This is a genomic window from Streptococcus suis (genome assembly GCF_024509555.1).
In the GTDB taxonomy this organism is placed as follows: Bacteria; Bacillota; Bacilli; order Lactobacillales; family Streptococcaceae; genus Streptococcus; species Streptococcus suis_AD.
Genome location: NZ_JAMWEL010000022.1, coordinates 1 through 24,221, shown reverse-complemented (window position 1 = coordinate 24,221; position 24,221 = coordinate 1). Strand labels below are relative to the sequence as shown.

The window sequence follows — 24,221 nt, the reverse complement described above, 5'->3', positions numbered from 1 at the left end:
TCTTATGCCAATCCTTCTTTTTCCATTGTTTCAGTGATAGCTGCGATTGCATCGTCAGCATCAGCACCTTCAGCTGAGATAGTTACATCAGCACCTTGACCAACACCAAGGCTCATAACACCCATGATAGATTTAAGGTTTACAGATTTTTCTTTGTAGTTCAAAGTGATATCTGAAGCGAATTTGCTAGCTGTTTGAACAAGCAAAGTTGCTGGACGTGCGTGGATACCTGTTTCTGCCACAATGTGGAAGTCTTTTGAAGCCATATTTGGATTCTCCTTTATTTTTACAAAATTGTGGGTTATTTGTGATAACCCTTACAAAAAGCATTATACCACTTCTTGAAATCATTTTCAAGAATTTTTTGCGTTTCTTTCAGGATTTCCCGCATTTTTAAAATTTGGAACAACTATTTCATATGGATATATTTTCTGTTAATATTTCAGCAAACTCATCAGTTGTTAAACTAGCGACATCCAGGTATTTCGCGAAATCACCGGTTACTTTTTGTTGTGAAAAGGCCGTTTCAAGTGCTTTGACAATTAACTCGGACGCCTCATTCCACCCAATATATTCTAACATCATACAAGCTGAGAGAAGGAGAGAACTTGGATTTGCTAGATTTTTTCCTGCAATATCAGGCGCTGTGCCATGCGTTGCTTCAAAGATGGCATGTCCTGTTTGGTAGTTGATATTGGCACCTGGAGAGATACCGATACCTCCTACCTGTGCTGCCAGGGCATCCGATGCATAGTCGCCATTTAAGTTGGTTAAGGCGACCACATCAAATGCTTCAGGTGCCAACAAGATTTGCTGCAAGAAATTATCGGCGATGATATCGTTGACAATCAAACTACCATTAGCGAGTTCTTTACTATATTCTTCTTGAGCCAGTTCATAACCCCATTTCCGAAAGCCACCTTCTGTAAACTTTTGAATATTTCCTTTGTGTACTAATGTCACGGTTCTCAACTGATGTTTCAAGGTATAATCAATTGCAGAGCGAATCAGTCTCTTACTTCCTTCAATCGAAATTGGTTTGATACCAATGCTGGAGGTTTCTGGAAAACGGATTTTATTTACGCCCATCGTTTCCTGAAGAAAGGCAATCACTTCCTTAATCTTTTCTGTTCCTGCTTCCCATTCAATACCTGCATAAATATCCTCTGTATTTTCACGAAAAATGGTCATATTGGTCTTTTCCGGATGTTTCAAGGGACTGGGAACTCCTTCGAAATAGCGAATTGGTCGCACACAGGCAAATAGATCCAACTCTTGACGCAAAGCAACATTGAGTGAGCGGTGCCCCTTTCCAACCGGTGTCCCTAATGGCCCTTTTATTGCAATCAGGTGGTCACGAATAATCTCCAATGTTGCATCCGGCAAGGAAGTCCCTGTTATATCATAAGCCTTTTCACCGGCTAGAACTTCAAGCCATTCAATCGAACGTTGTCCATCATATGCTTTTTCAATCGCCGCATCAATAACTTTTTGTGCTGCTGGCCAAATATCTTTTCCAATTCCATCCCCCTCGATATAGGGAATAATTGGGTGACTCGGTACAGTTAGTTTGCCATCTTTCATCAAAATCTTTTCTGTCATATTTACCTCTTCCCTATTGATATATAAGCCAAGTCTCTACTACCTACATATGATGAACGTGGCCGAATTAACTTATTATTTTTCCGTTGTTCTTGCACATGGGCAATCCAACCAGCCATACGACTCATAGCAAAAATCAAAGTAAAAATATCACTGTCAATTCCTAGAACATAGTAAACAGTTGCAGAATAGAAATCCACATTGGGAATCAAACCTTTCTTGTGTTTGATAAAGTGTTCAACCTCTTCTGATAGAGTGTAAAATACTTCACTATCAGTTCCCAATGTCAAATCACGCGCCATTTCCTTTAAATAATGTTGACGAGGATCCACCGTTTTATAAACACGGTGACCAAAGCCCATGATTTTTTCTTTTGAATCCAGTTTTTCCTGCAAATATCCTTCTGCATCTCCACTTTCCCGAATAGCCAACAGCATATCGAATACCCGTTCATTGGCACCACCATGCAAGGAACCTTTTAAGGTTCCAATGGCCGTTGTCACACAAGAATACAAGTCCGTCAAGGTTGAGGCAGTCACACGCGCCGCAAAGGTAGAGGCATTTAATTCATGATCTGCATGCAAAACCAGGGCTTTGTTAAATGCCTTGACCTGTAATTCTGTCGGTTCCTCCCCATTTAACATATATAAGAAGTTGGCTGCAAATCCTAAATCAGTTCTTGGTTCAATAGGAACTAGCCCTTTTCGTAATCGAGCAAATGTCGCAATAATTGTAGGAACTTTAGCCATAATTTGAATAGATTGTTCATACAGAGACTCTAAGGAGTTGTCCTCAGCATGAACATTGTAAACCCCTAACAAGGAGACTGTTGACCTCAGCACACTCATAGGATGTAGATGTCTTCGAGATTGGATTAAAATACATTGTTCAACTGCATCTGAAATAGCATATTCCTCACGAAGTTTTTTCTCAAAATAGTTTAATTCAATCTGAGTTGGTAAATGTAAATTCCACAGGAGGTAAATCACTTCCTCAAATGAAGCATTGTTATCCATTAATTCAGAAATGTCGTAACCAGCATAGGATAAACGATCATTTTCAATTGCACAAATTCTCGTATCACAAGCAATTGCATCTTTTAAACCATTTGTTTCCATCAAATATGACCTCCTAGTTTCTTTCTGACAACCATCGGTAAAATACCGCCGTGTCGATAATAGCGAATATCAGCTTCTGCATCAAATCGAACCAAGGCTTGGAATTCTTTTGTAATTTCTGGCGAAACCGCTTTAACGGTAACGATTTGCCCAATTCCAACATCTTCTGGTAACTCAATTGAATAGCTTTCATAGCCAGTCAGGCCGAGACTATCTGCTGTTTGCCCTTCTAAAAATTGAAGCGGCAAAACCCCCATCATGACCAAATTTGACCGGTGAATCCGCTCAAAGGATTCTGCTAAAACGGCTTTGACACCTAGCAAGTTAGCCCCTTTTGCTGCCCAATCTCGACTGGATCCCATGCCATAATCCTTACCAGCTATGACAATACTACCAATACCAGACTCACGATACTTCATAGCCGCATCATAAATTGATAAAATATCACCCTTATACTTAGTCCAGCCACCGATTTTCCCATCGGCCAATTCATTCTTGATACGAATATTAGCAAAAGTTCCACGCATCATGACCTCATGGTTACCTCGACGGCTTCCATAAGAGTTAAAATCAACATAAGCAATTCCCTTTTCTTCCAGATATTGAGCCGCTGGACTAAGACGGGCAATATTTCCCGCAGGCGAAATATGGTCTGTCGTCACAGAATCACCGAATTTTGCCAAAACTGCCAAGTTTTCAAGCGGTTTAATAGATAAATCAGCCTGCATATTTTCAAAATATGGTGGATTTTGAATGTAGGTCGATGATGAATCCCAACTGTAATTCATATCCGTCTTGGTTTCAATAGCATTCCAGGCTTGACTATCTGTAAAGACCGATTGGTATTCTTCTTTATAGAGATCTCGTGTCACGTATTTTTCAATATAAGTATCCACTTCTTCACGGCTTGGCATGATATCTGCAAGATAGACTGGTTGATTATTTTTGTCATATCCCAAAGGTTCGCTTGATAAGTCTACAGTCATATTCCCAGCTATAGCGTAAGCAACCACCAAAGGTGGACTGGCCAAGAAATTGGCTTTAACAAGTGGATTGATTCGCCCTTCAAAATTACGGTTTCCAGATAAAACAGCTGAAACCAACAAATCTTCTTCTTTGATGGCTTCAGCAACTTGGGCTGGTAAATCACCCGAATTACCGATACAGGTCGTACAACCATATCCGACAAGGTTAAAACCTAATTGATCTAAATAGTCTTGTAAACCTGATTTCTTTAAATAACCTGTTACTACTTTTGAACCTGGTGCTAGAGAGGTTTTTACTGTTTTATCAACGGATAAGCCTTTTTCCACCGCCTTCTTAGCTAACAAACCAGCTGCCAGAAGAACGTATGGATTGGAAGTATTAGTACAGGAAGTAATCGCAGCAATAGCTACATGTCCTGTTTTGATCGTATGTTCACCATCAGGGTAGGTTACAAGTGCTTGTTTATCCAGCTCTGCTACATCCATACCGAACCCCCTAACCCCCATTTCTCGCGTTATACTAGCTTGAAACTCTGCCTTAGCTTCCGTTAATGCAATCAAATCTTGAGGACGTTTGGGTCCCGATATAGATGGTACAACAGTGGATAAATCCAAATCAAGGACTTTGGTGTAAGTCGGAAATTGTTCAGGATGATAAAACAGATGATTTTCCTTGGCATAGGCTTCAGTCAAGGCGATATGTTCTTCAGAACGATTGGTCAACCTCATGTAATGAAGCGTCTCGTCATCAATTGGGAAATAGCCACAGGTTGCACCATATTCCGGAGCCATATTGGCAACAGTAGCCCGATCCGCCAAGGCGAGCGATGACAAACCAGAGCCAAAAAATTCGACGAATTTACCAACAACCTTTTCTTGACGAAGGAGTTGCGTCACTTTTAAAGCCAAGTCAGTTGCGGTTGCAACCTTTGGTAATTGACCTGATAACCGGACCCCAATAACCTCGGGAATTGGGAAATAAGAAGCTTCACCCAACATAGCGGCTTCTGCCTCTATACCACCGACACCCCAACCTAGAACTCCAATCCCATTTATCATGGTTGTATGACTATCTGTTCCAAACATGGAATCAGGATAGAGCAAACCATCCTTATTGATAACAACATCACTCAGAAACTCAATGTTGACTTGGTGAATTATCCCTGTCGCTGGCGGGACAGCCCGATAATTATCAAAAGACTGCTCTGCCCACTTTAAAAACTCATAGCGCTCGTTATTGCGTTCAAATTCCAAAGCAACATTCTTTTCCAGGGCATTTTCTGTCCCAAAAACGTCTACTTGAACCGAGTGATCAATAACCAAGTCTACTGGAATTTCTGGATTAATCAGCTCAGGCCGTCCTCCAGACTTTACAACTGCATCACGCATAGACGCCAAGTCCACCACCACAGGCACACCCGTAAAATCTTGCAGGATTACTCGACTAGGTTTGAAAGGAACCTCCCCCTTGGGAGAAGAAGCCTGATAGTTAGACAATGCATCAATGTGATTTTTCGTAACATCAACACCATCTTCTTTCCTTAAAAGACTTTCCAATAAAATACGAATCGTGTATGGAAGTGTATGAATATCCACTCCATTTTTATCCGCAACCGATTTCAATGCATAGTAACTGTACACTTCCCCTTGGTGATGTAAGCGTTCTTTGTATGATGTTTCCATAACATTTAACCTCTTTTAACATTATGTAATAGTATAGTACAAAGCGCAATATTTATTCAATATATAGATTACTTCGCGTGTAATATTTCATGACATAAACAACCCTTTAATATAATAAATCATTTGAAAATTAAAAAATATGAGAAGTATTTTTTAACTTGTAACTGTTTTAACGATATCAATGAATGGTATTCAAACACTAACTCTTCACAAACTAACGCAAAATCCTAATCTTTAAAGTAACTAATCTGTAGCTGTAGTTTACTTCGATTTTTCTATATAATTTGCATTTCGCTAGATTTACAATTCTAGTATTCAATTGTTTATTTCGTATACATTTTTGTACTATATATGGTGTTTGTTCGTTTTTTAACACACTATATTTTGTGCCAAAGTTAATCTTCTATCTTGACTTTGACCCCAAAATCTAGTATCCTAGATTGGTGAATTTAATCAACAAAGGAGAAATAAAGTGGTAACAATTTATTCTAAAAACGATTGTGTACAATGCAAAATGAGCAAGAAATTTCTTGACCAACACAATGTGGCCTATACTGAAATCAACCTAGATGAGCAACCAGAATACATCGAACATGTGAAAAGCCTTGGTTTTTCATCTGCTCCTGTCATCGAAACAGAAACAGAAAGCTTCTCAGGTTTCCAACCAAGCAAACTAAAAGCCCTTGTCTAACAAGAGCTCTATCGGAACGAATACACCTTTGTCTTTGTTCCATTTTTCATTTTATCTATAGAAAGAGATTGCGATTATGAGTTTGAAAGAATTAGGCGATGTGTCCTACTTCCGTTTGAATAACGAAATCAACCGTCCTGTCAATGGACAAATTCCTCTCCATAAGGACCAAGAAGCTGTTAAGGCCTTCTTCAAGGAAAATGTTATCCCAAATACCAAACAATTTGATTCCATTTTGGACAAGATTGCTTATTTAGTAGAAGAAAATTATCTTGAAAAAGAATTTTTGGATCAGTATAGCCCAGAATTTATCATTAAAATCCATCAATTCTTACAGGACCAAAACTTCCGCTTCAAGTCTTTCATGGCAGCCTACAAGTTCTATAACCAGTATGCCCTTAAAACCAACGACGGTGCCTACTACTTGGAAAGCATGGAAGACCGTGTTCTCTTCAACGCCTTGTATTTTGCAGAGGGCAATGAAGAATTGGCACTCAATTTGGCCAACGAAATGATTCATTTGCGTTACCAGCCTGCTACTCCTTCCTTCCTCAACGCAGGCCGTGCCCGTCGTGGTGAGTTAGTGTCTTGTTTCCTCATTCAAGTCACAGACGATATGAATGCTATTGGACGTTCTATCAACTCTGCTCTGCAATTGTCCCGTATCGGTGGTGGTGTCGGTATCTCCCTCAGCAACCTGCGTGAGGCAGGTGCTCCAATCAAGGGCTACGAGGGGGCTGCTTCTGGTGTCGTTCCTGTTATGAAACTCTTCGAGGACAGCTTCTCCTACTCTAACCAACTTGGACAACGCCAAGGAGCTGGGGTAGTCTATCTGGATGTCTTCCACCCAGACATTATCGCCTTTCTTTCGACTAAGAAGGAAAATGCCGATGAGAAAGTTCGCGTGAAGACCTTGTCGCTAGGGATTACGATCCCAGATAAATTCTACGAACTAGCACGCAAGAATGAAGACATGTACCTCTTCAGCCCTTACTCTGTTGAATTAGAGTACGGTGTGCCTTACAGCTACCTTGATATTACGGAAAAATACGACGAATTGGTGGCAAACCCACGCATTCGTAAGACAAAAATCAAGGCACGTGACCTAGAAACTGAAATTTCTAAACTTCAACAGGAATCTGGCTATCCTTATGTTATCAACATCGATACAGCCAACCGTAGCAATCCTGTTGACGGCAAGATTATCATGTCTAACCTCTGTTCAGAAATTCTTCAAGTTCAAACGCCAAGCGTCATCAATGATTCTCAAGAATACTTGACCATGGGGACAGATGTATCATGTAACCTTGGCTCAACCAATATTGTCAACTTGATGAAATCGCCTGATTTTGGACGTTCTGTCCGTACCATGACTCGTGCCTTGACCTACGTGACAGACCATTCGCACATTTCTGCGGTACCGTCTATCGAAGCTGGAAATGAGCAAGCTCATTCTATCGGTCTTGGTGCTATGGGACTTCACTCTTACTTGGCTCAGAACCTGATTGACTACGGTTCAAAAACAGCCGTAGAATTTACCAACATCTACTTCATGCTCCTCAACTACTGGACCTTGGTAGAATCAAATAACATTGCCCGCGAACGCAAGGCTACTTTCCATAACTTTGAAAAATCAAAATACGCAGACGGTAGCTATTTCGACAAGTATGTGACGGGTGACTACCAACCACAATCTAACCGTGTTAAAGAACTTTTTGAAGGCATTTTCATTCCAAGTGGACAAGATTGGGCGGACCTCTGCGAAAAAGTAAAAGCTGACGGACTCTATCACCAAAACCGTTTGGCTGTTGCACCTAACGGTTCTATCTCTTATATCAACGACGTTTCTGCTTCAATTCACCCAATCACACAACGGATTGAAGAACGCCAAGAGAAGAAAATCGGTAAAATCTACTATCCAGCAGCTGGCTTGGCAACAGAAACCATTCCATTCTATAAATCTGCCTACGATATGGATATGCGCAAGGTCATTGATGTCTACGCTGCTGCAACAGAACACGTCGACCAAGGTTTGTCCCTCACTCTCTTCCTCCGCAGTGAGCTTCCAAAAGAACTCTATGAATGGAAAAAAGAGAACAAACAAACCACACGTGACCTCTCTATTCTTCGTAACTACGCCTTCAATAAGGGTGTCAAATCTATCTACTACGTCCGCACCTTCACAGACGACGGCGAAGAAGTCGGCGCAAACCAATGTGAGAGTTGTGTGATTTAAGACACTAACATTCATTGATACTAAGGCATCTAATGAATGAACGGTACTGACTATTTGGTCAGTACCTAAGTGGCTTACTACCTCGAAAAGTCGTTAAGTTCGAACGACTTTTCTCAGATCGTAACTTTCACAAGCTTAGCTGTTGGCAATCCAACTAGCCAAGCTACGCTAACCGCTATATACGGATTAGCTAGCTACCTTACGACACTGTCATTCACGATGTGAAGCAACTAATAAGCAATCGATTAAAGATCCCTTTTAGGGGATTTTTTTACAGGCTACTATCTATTTGTGATATAATATTTGAAGTATAAGAAAAAGAAAGAGAATATGATGGAAACCTACTACAAAGCCATAAACTGGAACGCCATTGAGGATGTTATCGACAAGTCAACTTGGGAAAAGTTAACAGAGCAATTCTGGCTCGATACACGTATCCCCTTATCAAATGACTTGGATGACTGGCGTAAACTGACTGCTGACGAAAAAGACCTGGTTGGTAAGGTCTTCGGTGGACTAACCCTCCTGGATACCCTTCAATCTGAAACAGGTGTCCAAGCTCTTCGCAACGATATTCGTACACCTCACGAAGAAGCTGTTTACAACAACATTCAATTCATGGAGTCTGTTCACGCCAAATCTTACTCTTCTATCTTCTCAACATTGAACACCAAGTCTGAGATTGAAGATATCTTTGAATGGACCAACAACAACGAATATTTGCAACGCAAGGCAAAGATTATCAACGAAATCTACGAAACTGGTACCCCACTTGAAAAGAAAGTTGCCAGCGTATTCCTAGAAACCTTCCTCTTCTACTCTGGTTTCTTCACGCCACTCTACTACCTTGGTAACAACAAACTGGCCAACGTTGCGGAAATCATCAAGCTAATCATCCGTGACGAGTCTGTGCACGGTACCTACATTGGCTACAAGTTCCAACTTGGTTTCAATGAATTGTCCGAGGAAGAACAAGATAAACTCCGCGACTGGATGTACGACCTTCTCTACCAACTTTATGAAAATGAAGAAGGCTACACACGCTCCCTCTATGATGCAGTTGGCTGGACTGAGGAAGTCTTAACTTTCCTTCGTTACAATGCCAACAAGGCCCTCATGAACTTGGGTCAGGATCCACTCTTCCCAGATTCAGCAGATGATGTCAACCCAATCATCATGAACGGTATTTCAACCGGTACATCTAACCACGACTTCTTCTCCCAAGTCGGTAACGGATATCTACTCGGTGAAGTTGAAGCCATGCAGGACGATGATTATCTTTACGGTTTATAATCAAAAAAAGCAGTTCAATCCGAGCTGCTTATTTTTTATACTAAAAATACAATCATCAAATAGGAAATGCCATTGTTGAGCATGTGTAGGGCCATTGGATAGCGGATATCTTGCTTAACCAAATAAATCCATGCAAAGATTACTCCCATTGTGAAATAAATCAAAAATTGTGGAAGGGTTGCTGGACCATGCACAAAACTAAACAAGGTTCCTGAAACGAGGCCGTAGAGCAAGACAGATTTTACATCGGATAATTTAGGGAAGAAATAGGTTGCCATGAAACCACGGAAAATCAATTCTTCAAAGATACCTGCAAAAATGACCACCAGGAAAAAGGAGTGAATAGGTGCAGACTGGATAAAGGCAACTGCATTTTTCTGATTATCTGATTCAGGAACTGGTAGGAGAAATTGGAGAATGAAGAATGCAAGATAGGCTAACAGCGGATAGGCAATCTGTTTTAGCCAAGGCTTATCTAGCGTCAGCTCCATTGTTTTTCTCGGGTACAAGACTTTCCAAAGAAGGTAGGAAAAACCAATTAACAAGGGCAGCCCCACAATCAGTCCAAACCAATATAAACCTTCTACCGCACTAGCTGGAATACCCTCTACCTGCTCAGTAGCCCATGGTATCTGGAGGAACTGGGATCCGAATTGATAGGCAATGTAATAGGCTAATAATAAACCAGAATGTTTAAAAAATTTCTTCATGATGTATCCCTCCTTATTCTAAAACAGTCACATCAACAATGTTATCGACTCGTACCAACTTGGTTTCAAGCTCCCCATTCGCTAATTCACGAGAAATTTTAACCCAATCCTCATCTACAGCTAAAATGCTGTATTCGTAAATGGTCATAAATTCCTCATCGAAACGGATTTTGGCTTTACTTCCGACTAATTCTTTCAATAAAACGGACATCTGATTTTCTCCTTTTAGACCTTTTTGTAGTTTGTTTACCTTGCTTTGTAACTGTTTCACCTTTTTCCTATCTGACAGGTAGCTGAATAATAGATAAGCAAAGGCTATCCATTGAAAAATCTCCATCTCATTTCCTTTCTAAATGAAACCTATACTCTGCAAGAGTAACATGAGCAAGACACTCAGGAAATTATTGACCATGTGAAGAATAAGTGCGTTGGTATATTTGCCAGAAATACGATAGGCGAGTCCAAGGACTAGCCCCATACCTCCGTAGACAACCCAAGATCCGATATTGGTCGGATTGTGAATGAGCCCAAATAGAAAACTCGATAGCAATAATCCTACAATCGAATCCTTACCAAATACTCTCCCCATAAGAATCCCTCTAAAAAGCAGTTCCTCCAAAACTGGAGCAAAGAAAACTGTAAAGAGAAACAAAACTAAGGTTGGCAAGCCTGAATTATTGATGATTTCCTGATTGGCAGTCGTTTGACCATATCCCTCTTCCAGCATAATCAATTGCCCACCAATTATTTTCAAACCAAACATAACGATAAAGGTGAGGGCTACAAAACCAACATTCGCACCCATCCCCCACTTCTGCTCGCTCTTCCATAGACCAATTTTACTGGTCAAAACAAGACCGACCACCACTGCAAGCAATATGAGCGCTGCGGCAATCAGTAGGTTAGTCCCATCAAAATTTGGTAGGGCAGACATGGCCATCTGGGTCAATACATTCAGTGCAACGACAACCAATCCCACTAAGAGAAATTTCCAGTTTTTTACCACATTCCAATCTTTGACATTTCCAAGTCTATTCATAGCAATCTCCTTTATATCACTCAATTAGTTCTTAGCATCTTTTTCGAACAATAGCAGAGCAGGCAAGCCCAAAACCATCGGCAGAAGGATATTCAGATTTGACAAATCAATCTGCCCAGTAGCCAGCCATTCTCCGAAAACATAGCCAACTGCGTACAAGCCAAGACCGATAAATGAAGCAAGATAAATTTTCTTAAAGACTTTCATTGTTGATACCTCCATTTACATTAAATGAATGTGATTTTCTTACGATTGGCAAAGTAGAAACTAACAAATCCTACTAAGCTCAGAAGAACAACTGTCATGGGAGTGACAAACTGGAAATACTCTGCTGCAGATGTTCCACTTTCCTGTGGAATTTGTAACTGCCAGAGGCCAATACTAACCAGCAAACTCAAAACGGCAATCTGTAGGGTTTGATACAGAGTTCGTTTCATCATTTTCTTCCGAGCCATTTTTACATCAGCCTTGGCAACAAACAATTTATCCAAGCCCAGCCGTTTTATAATGGCCTCTTGCTTGACCTGAGAATATACCAATGTCAAGAAAAGGCTGATTCCCATGACATCTTCTCCCAGCGCAAAGCTAACTAGGAAGCTCACCAGTGTCACTGTTATAAAGAGCATATACATATTGTTGCCGAAATTGGTCAAGGCCGCATAAGACACCTCGTCTAACTCACCAACAATATCATAGAAATAACGAATTGCTCGAATGTGTAGATTTTCCTTTTTCATAGCTATTACCTCTATAGTCTATTTAAAATATTTCCGTATCATTTGTACATTGAGAATATTGATGTAAATATGAAGAAAAGCAACAATCAAGAGTGCCAACAGCTGTTGTGTCTGGGTAATGTGCGTTACCACCATAATCAAAAGGTATAAAAGTGGTAAGACCCATTGGTTCAAGTTGTGAACAATTAGATAACTTTGTTCAAAATTAGCTTGTCGTTCCCCCTCATCTAGTGCATAAATATAATCTTTAATTTCGCTTGGTGTAGGAAAGGCTGACAATTTGTATTGACGAACTACCTGTGTCACCTTGAAGATTCCAATCTGAGCAGGAAGAAGAACGATAACAGCTGCAATATCAAAGAGTTCGATTGTATAATAATCCGCTGAAATATTAACACCTAGTATCATATTTGCCAAAACCAAACCTCCAAAAATATTGTATAGAATCGTACCGTATTCCAAACTTCGAAAGGTTGTCTTGTAAAGCTGATCAAGAACATCATCATCTTCTTCACTTTCTTGATAACGCTTGAAGGTCGTAAAACTCTTGTACATAAGATAGGCAAATCCAATGAAACTTGCCACCATAAATGTTCTTGTTGCGAACAAAAGTGTATTGATATCAAATCCTGCCCCCTCAAAAACACCCATGAAGAAGCCAGCTACAAATAAAGCTACTTGTAGCACTAAACTGACTAAGATGAAAAAGATAATTCGCTTACCAGTCGTTAATTGTTTCCCTTGTTTCATTCTTCTACCTCCACTAATTGAAAAACATTCTCCACATTTTCATTAAAAATTTGAGCAATTCGCATGGCAATGACCACCGAGGGCGTATATTCTCCTCGCTCAATCAAGCTAATAGTCTGCCGTGATACTTCTGCTAACTTTGCCAACTCTGTCTGGTTGAGACTATCCCGTGCCCTCAACTCCTTGAGCCGATTTTTTAAGACATATTCCATGAGTTTTCCTTTCTAGACTTGGTAGATAATCAAGCCTGTTTCTGTGTCTTCGACAGCTATATTTTCCTTAGCAAACTTGACCAATAAGAGATAGGCATAGTAGAAATCGCCTGCACAAGAGGCCGCATGCATAGTTGCCAGCATGAAGTAAAGAGTGGTATTCATCATCCCAAATCCTGCTAACATGGTCAAGCCCAAACTAATCACAACAAATGGTGCTAGGGAAATCACCAGCATTTGCATCCGATTGTAGAGGGAACCTGGACTGGTAGCATAGGCCATGCCCGATTTCCATTTAAACCCGTATTTGACAGGATTTTCAGGACAAAAAATCTTGAAAAAGAGACCGTGAATCGCTTCATGTACAACTATTAAAAGAAAATACAGGAGCAACCCCCATCCTAGCTCAGAAGAGGTCAATTCCAATTTTTGTGAACTGTTAGCTATCAACCAACTGCCTATCATTCCAAATACGAAGGCAAATGGAAGAATGAGTGCCACGGCAAGAATATTTAATCCCCAGACAAACTTCTTATTTTCCATGATATTGACTTCATATAACTTCTTTTTAGTTTCCATGTTTCTTCTCCTTCATTTACCTACAAGCTAGACTAAACTATATAGTCCTAGAGCCACTCCAATCAATAATCCGACAATACAGGCTCCTGCAATAATAATTGCTGCCATATCAGACAAAATGTGTCGTTTCATAAGTTTTCTCCTATCTTTCCCTAGCTTTTGTCACTTTTTCTTGGGATTAACATGTTTTAAATAGAGCAACAGTGTCGCCATCAAAGGTGGAATTAAATAACTCTCTTCGTTCAAACTAAGGTCAAATCCTAGTAAGGCTAGAACTTTGAAAACCAGAATATTGATCAAAAAGAGTACGAAGAAAAGTAGAAAAACTTTCATTCCATTTTTAACTGTCTTGTTCATTCTTTTTCTCCTTATCTTTACTGAGAGAGATTTCCAAAATCCATATAGACCACATCATCATCAAGAGCGACAAGGTGTCCATCTCTTGACCAAAGAAAATCGTTTGAACGAGACTATGGATGAAGATTATGGCAACAATCACCTCTACTCTACGAACAACACCTGTTCCTGTAATCAAAATTCCTTTTTTATTGCTATTGTTTTTCATATTTGCTTCCTGCTTTCTGTTTATTTACCTGATGAATTCGTTTTCATCTCTTTATCTTGATATTATTGTAACACTTCTTTTTCTTTTTGACAAGTATCTTTGTCAAAAAAATAATAATTTTTGTCAAAAAGTTTATGAATGTTGTCAAAATGTAGTCGATTATGGTCAGAGTGCTTAAGTATTCAAAACATATTAAACCCAAATTGTCAAATTAAGCTAGACTTTTTCAAGCAACTCAGAAAAACTTGGTAGGGTGTTTGATAATTCAAAGATTTTCTAGGAATCTTATTCCTCTTATCAGCTATAACTGATAAAAACTGCTGAGAAATATCGGCAAAGTCCATCTGTTTAGGCAATCCGTTTCGTCTTAGTAAACCATTCGAGTGTTCATTGAGACCTCGTTGACCGGGACAACCTAGATCGGCAAAGAAAATGTCAATGTCATGTGCATTCGAAATCGACTTCCAATTGGAAAATTCTTTCCCACAATCAAAAGTAATCGACTTAAAGAGATGACTGGGAACTCGTGAAAGCCATTGATTGATGGCTTCCTCAATATCACTTGCTTTTCGTCCCTTAGTTTTCATTGTAATGATGGCTTTTGAAAGTCGTTCTACTAAGGTAATGCTCGCACTTTTGTGTTTCTCGCCAACAATGGTATCTCCTTCTAGGTGTCCGAACTCTGTATGAAAATCAGAATAGAGTTCAGCTCTTTCCCGTAAATCTCTGCGAAAGGCTTGTTTTTCTCCGACCACAGCGTTTCTTATTGGCTTTATAGTGTTCATAATAGTCATAGGCAGAATGTCCATCTTTGAGAAAGTTGATAACATGATAGACGGTCTGCTTTAATCTTCCAAGAGCTATCATGATATCTGTAACTTTTATACCTTCTTTGTAGTAAGCCTCTATCATTACGAGTTCATTTGTGGTTCATGGGTATAGGTCATTTATGTTAGTTCCTTTCAGAAAAATGTGGTAGTTTATCTGAACCTAACATAGATGGCTTTTTCTGTCTAGCTTAATTTTAATTAAATCTCATGAACATAAATTTGACTATACCAAGAAATCAGTCTGTTCCGTTTATGCATTTTTGAAGTTCATTAACAGATAAATTCGTTATAAACTATAACTATACATAGTTATAGTTTGAATCAATGATTGAATTTTCAGAATTTACTTGAAATAGCATTTATTTTATGATTAAATAAACATATTGGTTTATCCAATAATGAAGGAGAAATATAGGAGGAGTTATAATGAAAAAGCAAGAAAGATTCTCACTTCGCAAGTACAAAATAGGGGCTGTGTCCGTTCTTTTGGGAGCAGTTTTTTTGTTGGGAGGTCCAAGCACTGTTTATGCAGCTGAGCAAGGACAAACCAGCCCAGTAGGAGCAGAAACGACTGTTCAATCTAGCACAACTGTCCAAACCACAGCAGAAACTCCGACAGTAGTGGCCGCTGAAGTAGTAGTTGAAACTACAGAAACACTAGCTACTGAAACAATCGCAGAAGGAACAAGCGGTGAAGTCGCGACATCCACTGCAGCTGAAAAAGCTGAAATTGTTGAAGTGGAGGAAACCCCGGCGGCAACTGAAATTGTTGAAGTAAATGAGACTGCAGCTACAGGACAAGCAGCAACTGCAACTGACTCAGCTGACACTGTAACGGAAGCAGTCTCTTCGACAGAGAAACCGGCAGAAGAATCAGTTGTAACCGTAGTCGCAACCTCTTCAAGTGAAACACCACAAAACATTGATAGTAATACGATTATTACCGTTCCAAAAGTTTGGGATAGTGGCTATAAGGGAGAAGGTACTGTTGTAGCTATTATCGATTCTGGTTTGGATGTTGAGCATGATGTTTTGCAACTAACAGACATCAGTAAGGCAAAGTATACTAGTCAAGAACAGCTCGAAGCAGCTAAAACTGCCGCAGGCATTACCTATGGAGAATGGTTCAGTGACAAGGTCATTTTCGGATACAACTATGTAGATGTCAATACTGTTCTGAAAGAAGAGGATAAAAGCTCACACGGTATGCACGTAACCAGTATTGCAGCTGGTAATCCTACAGTGCCAAATGGTGGTGAGTTGATTTACGGTGTGGCACCAGAAGCCCAAGTGATGTTCATGCGTGTCTTTTCTGACCTCAAGTCAACCACAGGTCCAGCACTTTATGTGAAAGCAATTGAAGATGCTGTAAAATTGGGAGCTGATAGCATTAACCTCAGCTTAGGTGGTGCCAACGGATCTGTTGTTAACATGGATTCTACAGTTGATGCAGCCATTGCAGCCGCTCGTAAGGCTGGCGTGACAGTTGTCATTGCGGCTGGTAATGACGGTACTTTCGGTTCAGGTCATTCTAATCCAACAGTTGAAAATCCAGACTATGGTCTGGTAGGGAATCCTTCAACTGCGCGTGATGCCATCTCTGTTGCTTCCTACAATAACACGACTGTTAGCAGTCAAGTCGTCAATATTATTGGACTTGAAAATAATGCAGACTTGAACTATGGTAAGAGTTCCTTTAATAACCCAGAAAAGAGCCCTGTTAAGTTTGAGATTGGTAAGGCCTATGACTATGTATTTGCAGGACTTGGACAGGTTGAGGATTTCACAGACCTAGATTTAACAGGTAAGTTAGCCCTCATCAAACGTGGATCAATTACCTTCTCTGAAAAGATTGCCAATGCGACTGCCGCAGGAGCGGCTGGGGTAGTTATTTATAACAGCCGACCAGGTGAAGCAAATGTCAGCATGTCCCTTGATGATACAGCCATTGCCATTCCATCTATTTTTATTCCTTATGAATTCGGTGAAGCATTGGCAACCAATAGCTACCAAATTCAATTTAACAATGAATCGGATAAACAGCCAAACCCTGCTGCAGGCGTCCTTTCAGACTTCTCAAGTTGGGGTCTATCAGCTGACGGTGAATTGAAACCAGACCTTGCTGCACCAGGTGGATCTATTTACGCTGCTATCAATGACAATGAGTATGGTAGTATGAACGGAACCAGTATGGCAGCCCCTCACGTAGCAGGAGCAGCTGTCTTGGTGAAACAATACCTTTTGCAGACTTACCCAGAAAAGAGCCAGCAAGAAATTGAAGCTTTGGTGAAACACTTGCTTATGTCTACAGCAAAAGCTCACTACAATACAGATACGCAAGCCTATACATCGCCTAGACAGCAGGGAGCAGGTATCATTGATACGGCAGCCGCTATTTCAAGTGGTGTTTACCTGACAGGTGCGGACGGCTATAGTAGCATTACACTTGGAAATGTAGCTGATGCTTTCAGTTTTGAAGTGACCTTGCACAATATCACTAACCAAGACAAGACCTTTAGCTATGTAACTGATTTGAATACAGATACAGTAGCAGACGGCTACTTTAGCTTAACACCACGTCTCTTGGAAGAAACCGCAGGCCAGACAGTGACCGTTAAAGCAAACAGCTCCACCACTCTGATGATTTCCCTAGATGCGACTGCCTTTGCCCAAGAACTGACAGAGCAAATGCCAAATGGTTACTACTTAGAAGGATTTGTTCGTTTCACAGATACAGTTGACGGTGTTGATGTTGTCAGCATTCCTTATGTTGGCTTCAGAGGAGCCTTTCAGAATCTTGCTGTTGTGGAAGAGCCTATCTACAACTTAATCGCGGATGGTCAAGGTGGTTTCTACTTTGAGCCAGTTGCGGAGGAACCATTGACAGTGGATATCAGCCACCACTATACAGGCCTTGTAACCAGCAGTTCAGAAGTGATTTATTCAACGGACAAACGTACTGATCTTGCTATTAAAACCTTGGGTACCTATAAAAATGAAGCAGGTAATTTTATACTAGAATTGGATGAAAATGGAAAACCTCACTTAGCTCTGTCACCAAACGGCGATAACAACCAAGATTCTCTTGCCTTCAAGGGTGTATTCTTGCGGAATTATTCAGAGCTTGTAGCCAGTGTCTACGCCGCTGATGATACAGAGCGTACCAAACCACTTTGGACTAGCGAACCGAATTATGGCGATAAGAACTTCTTCAGTGGAAATCCTAAGAATCCTAAGTCAACAGTAGTGTATCCAACAGAGTGGGCAGGTACAGATCAAGAAGGCAACGATTTGGCAGATGGAAACTATCAATACGTCCTCACCTACTATTCAGATGTCCCAGGTGCAGATGTACAAACCATGGTATTTGATGTTGTCATCGACCGTCAGGCTCCAGTTATCACAACCGCTACCTACGATGAAACAAGTCAAGTATTCGATCCACGTCAAGCGATTGAAAATGGTCCTTCAGGCATTTTTAGAGAGCAAGTATTCTACCTTGCAACCAATGATGCAGGATTGACCATGGCGATTGACCTAGATGAGAATGGTCAGGTTGTAGTAACAGATAATAAGGTATTTGTTGCACAGAATGCAGACGGCTCCTTCACTCTGCCACTAGACTTAGCAGATATTGCTAACTTCTATTACACAGTTGAAGACTACGCAGGCAACCTGGTTTCTGCTAAAGTTGCAGACTTAATTAGTATTGGCAATGATCTTGGATTGGTAACAGTCAACCTCCTTGATCAAGCAACCAATTCACCAGCTTCAATCCTATACACTTACTCTGTCAAAGATGCTTCAGGTAAGGTTGTAACAGAATTACCACGTTATGCAGAAAATGATAGCATTCTGAAATTGCCTTTTGGTACCTATACATTTGATCTCTTCCTCTACGATACAGAATGGTCAACTCTAGCAGGAGAAACCAGTGTGACAGTTGAAATTACAGAGGAAAATAGTACAGCAACTGTGGACTTCTACGTGACCTTGCGTGATAAGGCCAGTCTCTTGGTTGATGTTGATAAAGCCCTCCCAGCAGGTACAACAGTCACCTTGGTAACAGAAAATGGTCAGATCATTGTCCTTCCAAATGCTAAGTACTCAACGACTGATTATGGAAAATTTGTCCCAGTCGGTGATTACACTCTTGCGGCAACTCTTCCGGCAGGTTATGAATTCTTAGAAGATTTGGCTGTTTCTGTCATCGATGATAAGCGAAATGTCAAGACCTTGACCCTGATTAACAAGACAGAATTGTTGAGCAATATTGCTTTCCTTCGAGGTATTGAGGCGACAGTGGCTTACTACAATGCTGATGTAGCCAAACAAGAAGCTTATAAGATAGCCTTGGCTAGTGCAGAAGCTATTGTGGCTGCAAAACATAGCCAGGCGGAAGTTGATGCTGCACTTGCTAGCCTTCAAGCAGCTAAAGATGCCCTCAATGGTCTTCCAACAGACACAAGTGCCTTGCTTGCAGAAGTGAATCGTTATGATGAAGTACGTAAGGAATCGGTCTATTATAATGCTGATGCAACCAAACAAGCAGCCTACGATACCTTGCTCCGTGCAGCCCAACTGGTATTAGCAACTGAAAATGTCACACAGGTAACTGTGAATCAAGCTATGGTAAGTTTAGAGCAAGCACGAATTGCCCTTGATGGTCAAGCGACGGATCGGACAGAGTTGGCAGAACTGATTTCAGGTTCAGATCTTGTCAAAACTACTGATAGCCACTATATCAATGGTTCTCTAGCATCTCTGGAAGCCTATGAGCAAGCGCTTCAGGCAGTACAAATTGTCTTGGCAGATGTTACTGCTAGCCAAGCGGTAGTCAATCAAGCAGTGGAAAGTTTGAAAGCAGCCCAAGCTGCCCTTGATGGTCAAGCGACAGACCGGACAGAGTTGGCAGAACTGATTACAGCTTCCGATCTTGTCAAAACTACTGATAGCCACTATATCAATGGTTCTCTAGCATCTCGGGAAGCCTATGAGCGAGCACTTCAGGCGGCACAAATTGTCTTGGCAGATCCTACTGCTAGCCAAGCGGTAGTCAATCAAGCAGTGGAAAGTTTGAAAGCAACCCAAGCTGCCCTTGATGGTCAAGCGACAGATCGGACAGATTTGGCAGAACTGATCGCAGCTTCCGATCTTGTCAAAACTACTGATAGCCACTATATCAATGGTTCTCTAGCATCTCGGGAAGCCTATGAGCGAGCACTTCAGGCGGTACAAATTGTCTTGGCAGATGCTACTGCCAGCCAAGCGGTAGTCAATCAAGCAGTGGAAAGTTTGAAAGCAGCCCAAGCTGCCCTTGATGGTCAAGCGACAGATTATGTTTCCCTACGCAATCTAGTTGCTGTTTCATCAGTCTTAAAAACAACTGATGCCAAATATCTCAATGCTTCTGAAGTACAAAAAGCAACTTATGACCAAGCCCTTGAGGCCGCTCAACTAGTTTTAGCAGATGCAAGTGCTAGTCAAGCAGCTGTAGATCAAGCTTTGGCTGCTCTCAAAGTAGCTCAGGAAGCTCTGGACGGAGTTGCGACTGCTACTACAGAAGAGCCAAAAGAGCCGTCAGAAACACCAACGAAGCCAACTACAGAAGAGCAGACACCGCCTGAACATACGGAAGTGTCAAATTCAGGTACTGGATTACAACCTCAGGGTATAGTGAACAAACTTCCAAAACTCAAAGTCCCACTTCCTACACCAAATCTTATTCAGTTAAAGGCAACAAATCAACCTCCGCTTACACAAGAAATCGAATCAAGCAATTCATCATCTTTGACTGAGAAAGCGGTGGAAGCTTCATCGCAGGATTCATCTACTGCTCAATTACCAAATACAGGACAAGAATCTGCTATTTATATGAGCTTCCTTGGCCTACTTGGGCTCGTGTTGACAGGCTTTAACTTGCTTAAAAAGAACAAAATAGACTAGAGATTCTTTACTGATAATAGTCAAATGCATTAACTTTCAAACTAGAAATCGGGAGTTCAGGTAGTAGTATAGTCCAGTGACTGTCCTAGGATTAAATAATAACTCGAAAAGCAGGCTGCTTCTAATTTTCTAGCTTTTCAGAAACGTGAATTCAAGATTTTTTGATGAGCTAGATGTACTTGATATATCATTATTTAAGAGGTTGTTCTTATCCTCTTTCGAACAACCTCTTAGAATTTGAATGTAACCCTAACATTTAGAGTAAAAATCTAAAGTTGGGGTTATTTTTATTCTCAAATTTCTTGTATTGGTACAAACAAAATACATTAATACTCTTCGAAAATCATAATTATCTGTTGTCAACTTACCAAGTTGAATTACGGATCTATCTTCGGCATCGTGACCTAGGTACCTTTTCGATTTTCATTGAGTATAAATCTTTTGATTTATTTATTCATACATTGTGATAATAAACATATTGCAGATTTCAATAATCTCCTAAGGATCAGCGGCATTACCTCTATATTTAAACAGAAGAATAAAGGATCATATACAACCTAAATTGTCAAATTAAGCTAGACTTTTTCAAGCAACTCAGAAAAACTTGGTAGGGTGTTTGATAATTCAAAGATTTTCTAGGAATCTTATTCCTCTTATCAGCTATAACTGATAAAAACTGCTGAGAAATATCGGCAAAGTCCATCTGTTTAGGCAATCCGTTTCGTCTTAGTAAACCATTCGAGTGTTCATTGAGACCTCGTTGACCGGGACAACCTAGATCGGCAAAGAAAATGTCAATGTCATGTGCATTCGAAATCGACTTCCAATTGGAAAATTCTTTCCCACAATCAAAAGTAATCGACTTAAAGAGATGACTGGGAACTCGTGAAAGCCATTGATTGATGGCTTCCTCAATATCACTTGCTTTTCGTCCCTTAGTTTTCATTGTAATGATGGCTTTTGAAAGTCGTTCTACTAAGGTAATGCTCGCACTTTTGTGTTTCTCGCCAACAATGGTATCTCCTTCTAGGTGTCCGAACTCTGTATGAAAATCAGAATAGAGTTCAGCTCTTTCCCGTAAATCTCTGCGAAAGGCTTGTTTTTCTCCGACCACAGCGTTTCTTATTGGCTTTATAGTGTTCATAATAGTCATAGGCAGAATGTCCATCTTTGAGAAAGTTGATAACATGATAGACGGTCTGCTTTAATCTTCCAAGAGCTATCATGATATCTGTAACTTTTATACCTTCTTTGTAGTAAGCCTCTATCATTACGAGTTCATTTGTGGTTCATGGGTATAGGTCATTTATGTTAGTTCCTTTCAGAAAAATGTGGTAGTTTATCTGAACCTAACATAGATGGCTTTTTCTGTCTAGCTTAATTTTACAAATTGGGACAAAAAAGGAAAGGTTGCCCTTTCCTTTTCATCTATTTATGGAATTATTCCACTGAATATATATCCAAAAAATTGATTAATCTTCCTTACGGCGTCGTTTCGCAGTAATTGCAAACGCACCAAGTAACATTGTTGCACTAATTGCACCTGCCACTGATGAAGACTCTTCACCAGTATTTGGCAAATGTGACTGAGTTCTTGATGATTTTGAACTGTTAGTAACATTGGTATTGTTCACTTTAGGATCTGTACCGTCAGTCTTCTCTTGACCGTCTGTTACACCGTCGCCGTCTGTATCTGGGGTCTTAGGATCGGTACCGTCTTTCTTCTCGTCACCATCAGTTACACCGTCGCCGTCTGTATCTGGGGTCTTAGGATCAGTACCGTCTTTCTTCTCGTCACCATCAGTTACGCCGTCGCCGTCTGTATCTGGGGTCTTAGGATCGGTACCATCTTTCTTCTCGTCACCATCAGTTACGCCGTCACCGTCTGTATCTGGGGTCTTAGGATCAGTACCGTCTTTCTTCTCGTCACCATCAGTTACGCCGTCGCCGTCTGTATCTGGGGTCTTAGGATCTGTACCATCTTTCTTCTCGTCACCATCAGTTACACCGTCGCCGTCTGTATCTGGGGTCTTAGGATCAGTACCATCTTTCTTCTCGTCACCATCAGTTACGCCGTCGCCGTCTGTATCTGGGGTCTTAGGATCAGTACCGTCTTTCTTCTCGTCACCATCAGTTACGCCGTCGCCGTCTGTATCTGGGGTCTTAGGATCAGTACCGTCTTTCTTCTCGTCACCATCTGTTACGCCGTCACCGTCTGTATCTGGGGTCTTAGGATCGGTACCATCTTTCTTCTCGTCACCATCAGTTACACCGTCGCCGTCTGTATCTGGGTTCTTAGGATCGGTACCGTCTTTCTTCTCGTCACCATCAGTTACGCCGTCGCCGTCTGTATCTGGGTTCTTAGGATCGGTACCGTCTTTCTTCTCGTCACCATCTGTTACGCCGTCGCCGTCTGTATCTGGGTTCTTAGGATCGGTACCGTCTTTCTTCTCATCAGCATCTGGGATACCGTCGTTGTCATCATCTGTGTCCGTCACATCTGGTTGACCATCGCCATCTGTATCACGTTGGATAGTGACTGGAACATTAACAACTTTCTCAACACCGTCTGTTGTTACAGTTACTGGAATGTTAACTGTACGAGCTTCCTCGTCGTCTTTCCAATCTGTAATGTCTGGTGTACCTGTCAAGTTACCGTTGCTATCTACTGATACGCCGTTAACTGGTTCTGATGGTGTAATCACTGAATTTGGTGATTCTGGTGTGACAACCTTAGTATTTTCAACTGGTTGACCTTCAACTACAGTTGCTGGGGTTACAGCAGAGTCTGTATTCGGTGTCTTAGGTTCTTTATCAGTCTCATCTGGAATACCATCGTTGTCATCATCTGGGTCTGTCACATCTGGGATACCATCGCCATCAGTGTCACGTTGAACAGTGATTGTGATGTCCTTAGTTACTGGTTTACCTGAACCGTCGGTTACAGTGATGGTTGCTGGAACGTCTACTGTATCTTGACCTTCTGGCAATTCCTTACCGCTTGGTGTTCCTTCGATTTGGTTCGTAGCTGGGTTGTAGCTTAGACCTTCTGGCAAGCCTGTAACTTCAACTGTTGGGTTCTTAGCGTCTGAATCAACGGTTACTGGGATTGGAGTGATTTCCTTACCAGCAACGACTGTTGAACCGTCAGCTGTTACAGTTGTTTCCTTAGCTGTCTTAGGATTATTGTCTTGCTCATCTGGGATACCGTCGTTGTCATCATCTGTGTCCGTCACATCTGGTT

The 24,221-nt window shown here is 40.9% G+C and carries 18 protein-coding genes and 2 pseudogenes; 4 read left to right on the top strand and 16 right to left on the bottom strand.

Annotated features, from left to right (window positions below; all coding sequences use genetic code 11):
- Positions 1-2: 2 nt before the first annotated feature.
- The 4 genes from NF418_RS08855 to acnA form a co-directional block, all read right to left on the bottom strand.
- Complete coding sequence (locus tag NF418_RS08855) at positions 3-266, bottom strand: phosphocarrier protein HPr (protein ID WP_002936050.1); 264 nt, start codon at positions 264-266, stop codon at positions 3-5.
- A gap of 148 nt (positions 267-414) precedes the next feature.
- Positions 415-1,602 (bottom strand): NADP-dependent isocitrate dehydrogenase, encoded by a 1,188-nt coding sequence (icd, locus tag NF418_RS08850; protein WP_256779290.1) that lies wholly within the window; start codon positions 1,600-1,602, stop codon positions 415-417.
- A gap of 2 nt (positions 1,603-1,604) precedes the next feature.
- Positions 1,605-2,720, bottom strand: a complete 1,116-nt coding sequence (locus NF418_RS08845) for a citrate synthase (RefSeq protein WP_373325958.1) — start codon at positions 2,718-2,720, stop codon at positions 1,605-1,607.
- The gene (gene acnA / locus NF418_RS08840; protein ID WP_256779287.1) at positions 2,720-5,389 is read right to left on the bottom strand and encodes an aconitate hydratase AcnA; all 2,670 of its coding nucleotides are present in this window, start codon (positions 5,387-5,389) and stop codon (positions 2,720-2,722) included. Before acnA ends, NF418_RS08845 begins: the two co-directional genes overlap by 1 nt.
- 472 nt (positions 5,390-5,861) lie before the next feature.
- On the opposite strand from acnA, the gene nrdH reads away from it, so the two are divergent.
- The 3 genes from nrdH (at position 5,862) to nrdF (ending at position 9,609) form a co-directional block, all read left to right on the top strand.
- Positions 5,862-6,080 carry a glutaredoxin-like protein NrdH gene (gene nrdH / locus NF418_RS08835; RefSeq protein ID WP_256779285.1) on the top strand — a complete coding sequence of 73 codons (219 nt, stop codon included), beginning with the start codon at positions 5,862-5,864 and terminating at the stop codon, positions 6,078-6,080.
- Between the two features lie 76 nt (positions 6,081-6,156).
- Positions 6,157-8,316, top strand: coding sequence for a class 1b ribonucleoside-diphosphate reductase subunit alpha (gene nrdE / locus NF418_RS08830; RefSeq protein ID WP_256779284.1), 2,160 nt, complete (start codon positions 6,157-6,159; stop codon positions 8,314-8,316).
- 333 nt (positions 8,317-8,649) lie between these two features.
- Positions 8,650-9,609 carry a class 1b ribonucleoside-diphosphate reductase subunit beta gene (gene nrdF, locus NF418_RS08825; protein WP_105144406.1) on the top strand — a complete coding sequence of 320 codons (960 nt, stop codon included), beginning with the start codon at positions 8,650-8,652 and terminating at the stop codon, positions 9,607-9,609.
- Positions 9,610-9,644: 35 nt separating this feature from the next.
- Here the strand turns inward: nrdF and NF418_RS08820 are convergent, their stop codons facing one another.
- From NF418_RS08820 to NF418_RS08770, 10 genes and pseudogenes are all read right to left on the bottom strand, one after another.
- Positions 9,645-10,319, bottom strand: a complete 675-nt coding sequence (locus NF418_RS08820) for a CPBP family intramembrane glutamic endopeptidase (RefSeq protein WP_256779283.1) — start codon at positions 10,317-10,319, stop codon at positions 9,645-9,647.
- 13 nt (positions 10,320-10,332) lie between these two features.
- Positions 10,333-10,656, bottom strand: coding sequence for a hypothetical protein (locus NF418_RS08815; protein ID WP_256779281.1), 324 nt, complete (start codon positions 10,654-10,656; stop codon positions 10,333-10,335).
- A gap of 12 nt (positions 10,657-10,668) precedes the next feature.
- Positions 10,669-11,358: a CPBP family intramembrane glutamic endopeptidase gene (locus NF418_RS08810; protein ID WP_256779279.1), complete on the bottom strand. Its 690-nt coding sequence runs from the start codon at positions 11,356-11,358 to the stop codon at positions 10,669-10,671.
- A gap of 24 nt (positions 11,359-11,382) precedes the next feature.
- Positions 11,383-11,565 (bottom strand): hypothetical protein, encoded by a 183-nt coding sequence (locus NF418_RS08805; protein ID WP_024379654.1) that lies wholly within the window; start codon positions 11,563-11,565, stop codon positions 11,383-11,385.
- A gap of 20 nt (positions 11,566-11,585) precedes the next feature.
- Complete coding sequence (locus NF418_RS08800) at positions 11,586-12,095, bottom strand: DUF3278 domain-containing protein (protein ID WP_256779277.1); 510 nt, start codon at positions 12,093-12,095, stop codon at positions 11,586-11,588.
- A gap of 18 nt (positions 12,096-12,113) precedes the next feature.
- The gene (locus NF418_RS08795) at positions 12,114-12,845 is read right to left on the bottom strand and encodes a DUF3169 family protein (RefSeq protein ID WP_256779275.1); all 732 of its coding nucleotides are present in this window, start codon (positions 12,843-12,845) and stop codon (positions 12,114-12,116) included.
- Positions 12,842-13,057, bottom strand: a complete 216-nt coding sequence (locus NF418_RS08790; protein ID WP_004299042.1) for a helix-turn-helix transcriptional regulator — start codon at positions 13,055-13,057, stop codon at positions 12,842-12,844. Before NF418_RS08790 ends, NF418_RS08795 begins: the two co-directional genes overlap by 4 nt.
- Before the next feature lie 12 nt (positions 13,058-13,069).
- Positions 13,070-13,636: a DUF3267 domain-containing protein gene (locus tag NF418_RS08785; protein ID WP_256779273.1), complete on the bottom strand. Its 567-nt coding sequence runs from the start codon at positions 13,634-13,636 to the stop codon at positions 13,070-13,072.
- Between the two features lie 340 nt (positions 13,637-13,976).
- Positions 13,977-14,201, bottom strand: a complete 225-nt coding sequence (locus NF418_RS08775; protein ID WP_256779270.1) for a hypothetical protein — start codon at positions 14,199-14,201, stop codon at positions 13,977-13,979.
- Between the two features lie 206 nt (positions 14,202-14,407).
- Positions 14,408-15,148: pseudogene (locus tag NF418_RS08770) on the bottom strand (IS30 family transposase).
- 309 nt (positions 15,149-15,457) lie between these two features.
- On the opposite strand from NF418_RS08770, the gene NF418_RS08765 reads away from it, so the two are divergent.
- On the top strand, positions 15,458-20,977 hold the full coding sequence (locus tag NF418_RS08765) for a S8 family serine peptidase (protein ID WP_256779269.1): 5,520 nt from the start codon (positions 15,458-15,460) through the stop codon (positions 20,975-20,977).
- Between the two features lie 565 nt (positions 20,978-21,542).
- Here NF418_RS08765 and NF418_RS08760 read toward each other — a convergent pair.
- Both NF418_RS08760 and NF418_RS08755 read right to left on the bottom strand, forming a co-directional pair.
- Positions 21,543-22,283, bottom strand: a pseudogene (locus NF418_RS08760) (IS30 family transposase).
- Between the two features lie 166 nt (positions 22,284-22,449).
- The coding region (locus tag NF418_RS08755; RefSeq protein WP_256779267.1) for an LPXTG cell wall anchor domain-containing protein at positions 22,450-24,221 on the bottom strand (1,772 nt) is incomplete at its 5' end.

What these genes read in the sequence shown, in the direction of transcription:
- nrdF (WP_105144406.1), top strand. Translation starts at nt 8,650, where the DNA reads ATGGAAACCTACTACAAAGCCATAAACTGGAACGCCATTGAGGATGTT.
- NF418_RS08855 (WP_002936050.1), bottom strand. Translation starts at nt 266, where the DNA reads ATGGCTTCAAAAGACTTCCACATTGTGGCAGAAACAGGTATCCACGCA.
- NF418_RS08810 (WP_256779279.1), bottom strand. Translation starts at nt 11,358, where the DNA reads ATGAATAGACTTGGAAATGTCAAAGATTGGAATGTGGTAAAAAACTGG.
- NF418_RS08775 (WP_256779270.1), bottom strand. Translation starts at nt 14,201, where the DNA reads ATGAAAAACAATAGCAATAAAAAAGGAATTTTGATTACAGGAACAGGT.
- acnA (WP_256779287.1), bottom strand. Translation starts at nt 5,389, where the DNA reads ATGGAAACATCATACAAAGAACGCTTACATCACCAAGGGGAAGTGTAC.
- NF418_RS08765 (WP_256779269.1), top strand. Translation starts at nt 15,458, where the DNA reads ATGAAAAAGCAAGAAAGATTCTCACTTCGCAAGTACAAAATAGGGGCT.
- NF418_RS08785 (WP_256779273.1), bottom strand. Translation starts at nt 13,636, where the DNA reads ATGGAAACTAAAAAGAAGTTATATGAAGTCAATATCATGGAAAATAAG.
- NF418_RS08800 (WP_256779277.1), bottom strand. Translation starts at nt 12,095, where the DNA reads ATGAAAAAGGAAAATCTACACATTCGAGCAATTCGTTATTTCTATGAT.
- NF418_RS08845 (WP_373325958.1), bottom strand. Translation starts at nt 2,720, where the DNA reads ATGGAAACAAATGGTTTAAAAGATGCAATTGCTTGTGATACGAGAATT.
- NF418_RS08820 (WP_256779283.1), bottom strand. Translation starts at nt 10,319, where the DNA reads ATGAAGAAATTTTTTAAACATTCTGGTTTATTATTAGCCTATTACATT.
- NF418_RS08805 (WP_024379654.1), bottom strand. Translation starts at nt 11,565, where the DNA reads ATGAAAGTCTTTAAGAAAATTTATCTTGCTTCATTTATCGGTCTTGGC.
- NF418_RS08790 (WP_004299042.1), bottom strand. Translation starts at nt 13,057, where the DNA reads ATGGAATATGTCTTAAAAAATCGGCTCAAGGAGTTGAGGGCACGGGAT.
- NF418_RS08815 (WP_256779281.1), bottom strand. Translation starts at nt 10,656, where the DNA reads ATGGAGATTTTTCAATGGATAGCCTTTGCTTATCTATTATTCAGCTAC.
- nrdE (WP_256779284.1), top strand. Translation starts at nt 6,157, where the DNA reads ATGAGTTTGAAAGAATTAGGCGATGTGTCCTACTTCCGTTTGAATAAC.
- NF418_RS08795 (WP_256779275.1), bottom strand. Translation starts at nt 12,845, where the DNA reads ATGAAACAAGGGAAACAATTAACGACTGGTAAGCGAATTATCTTTTTC.
- icd (WP_256779290.1), bottom strand. Translation starts at nt 1,602, where the DNA reads ATGACAGAAAAGATTTTGATGAAAGATGGCAAACTAACTGTACCGAGT.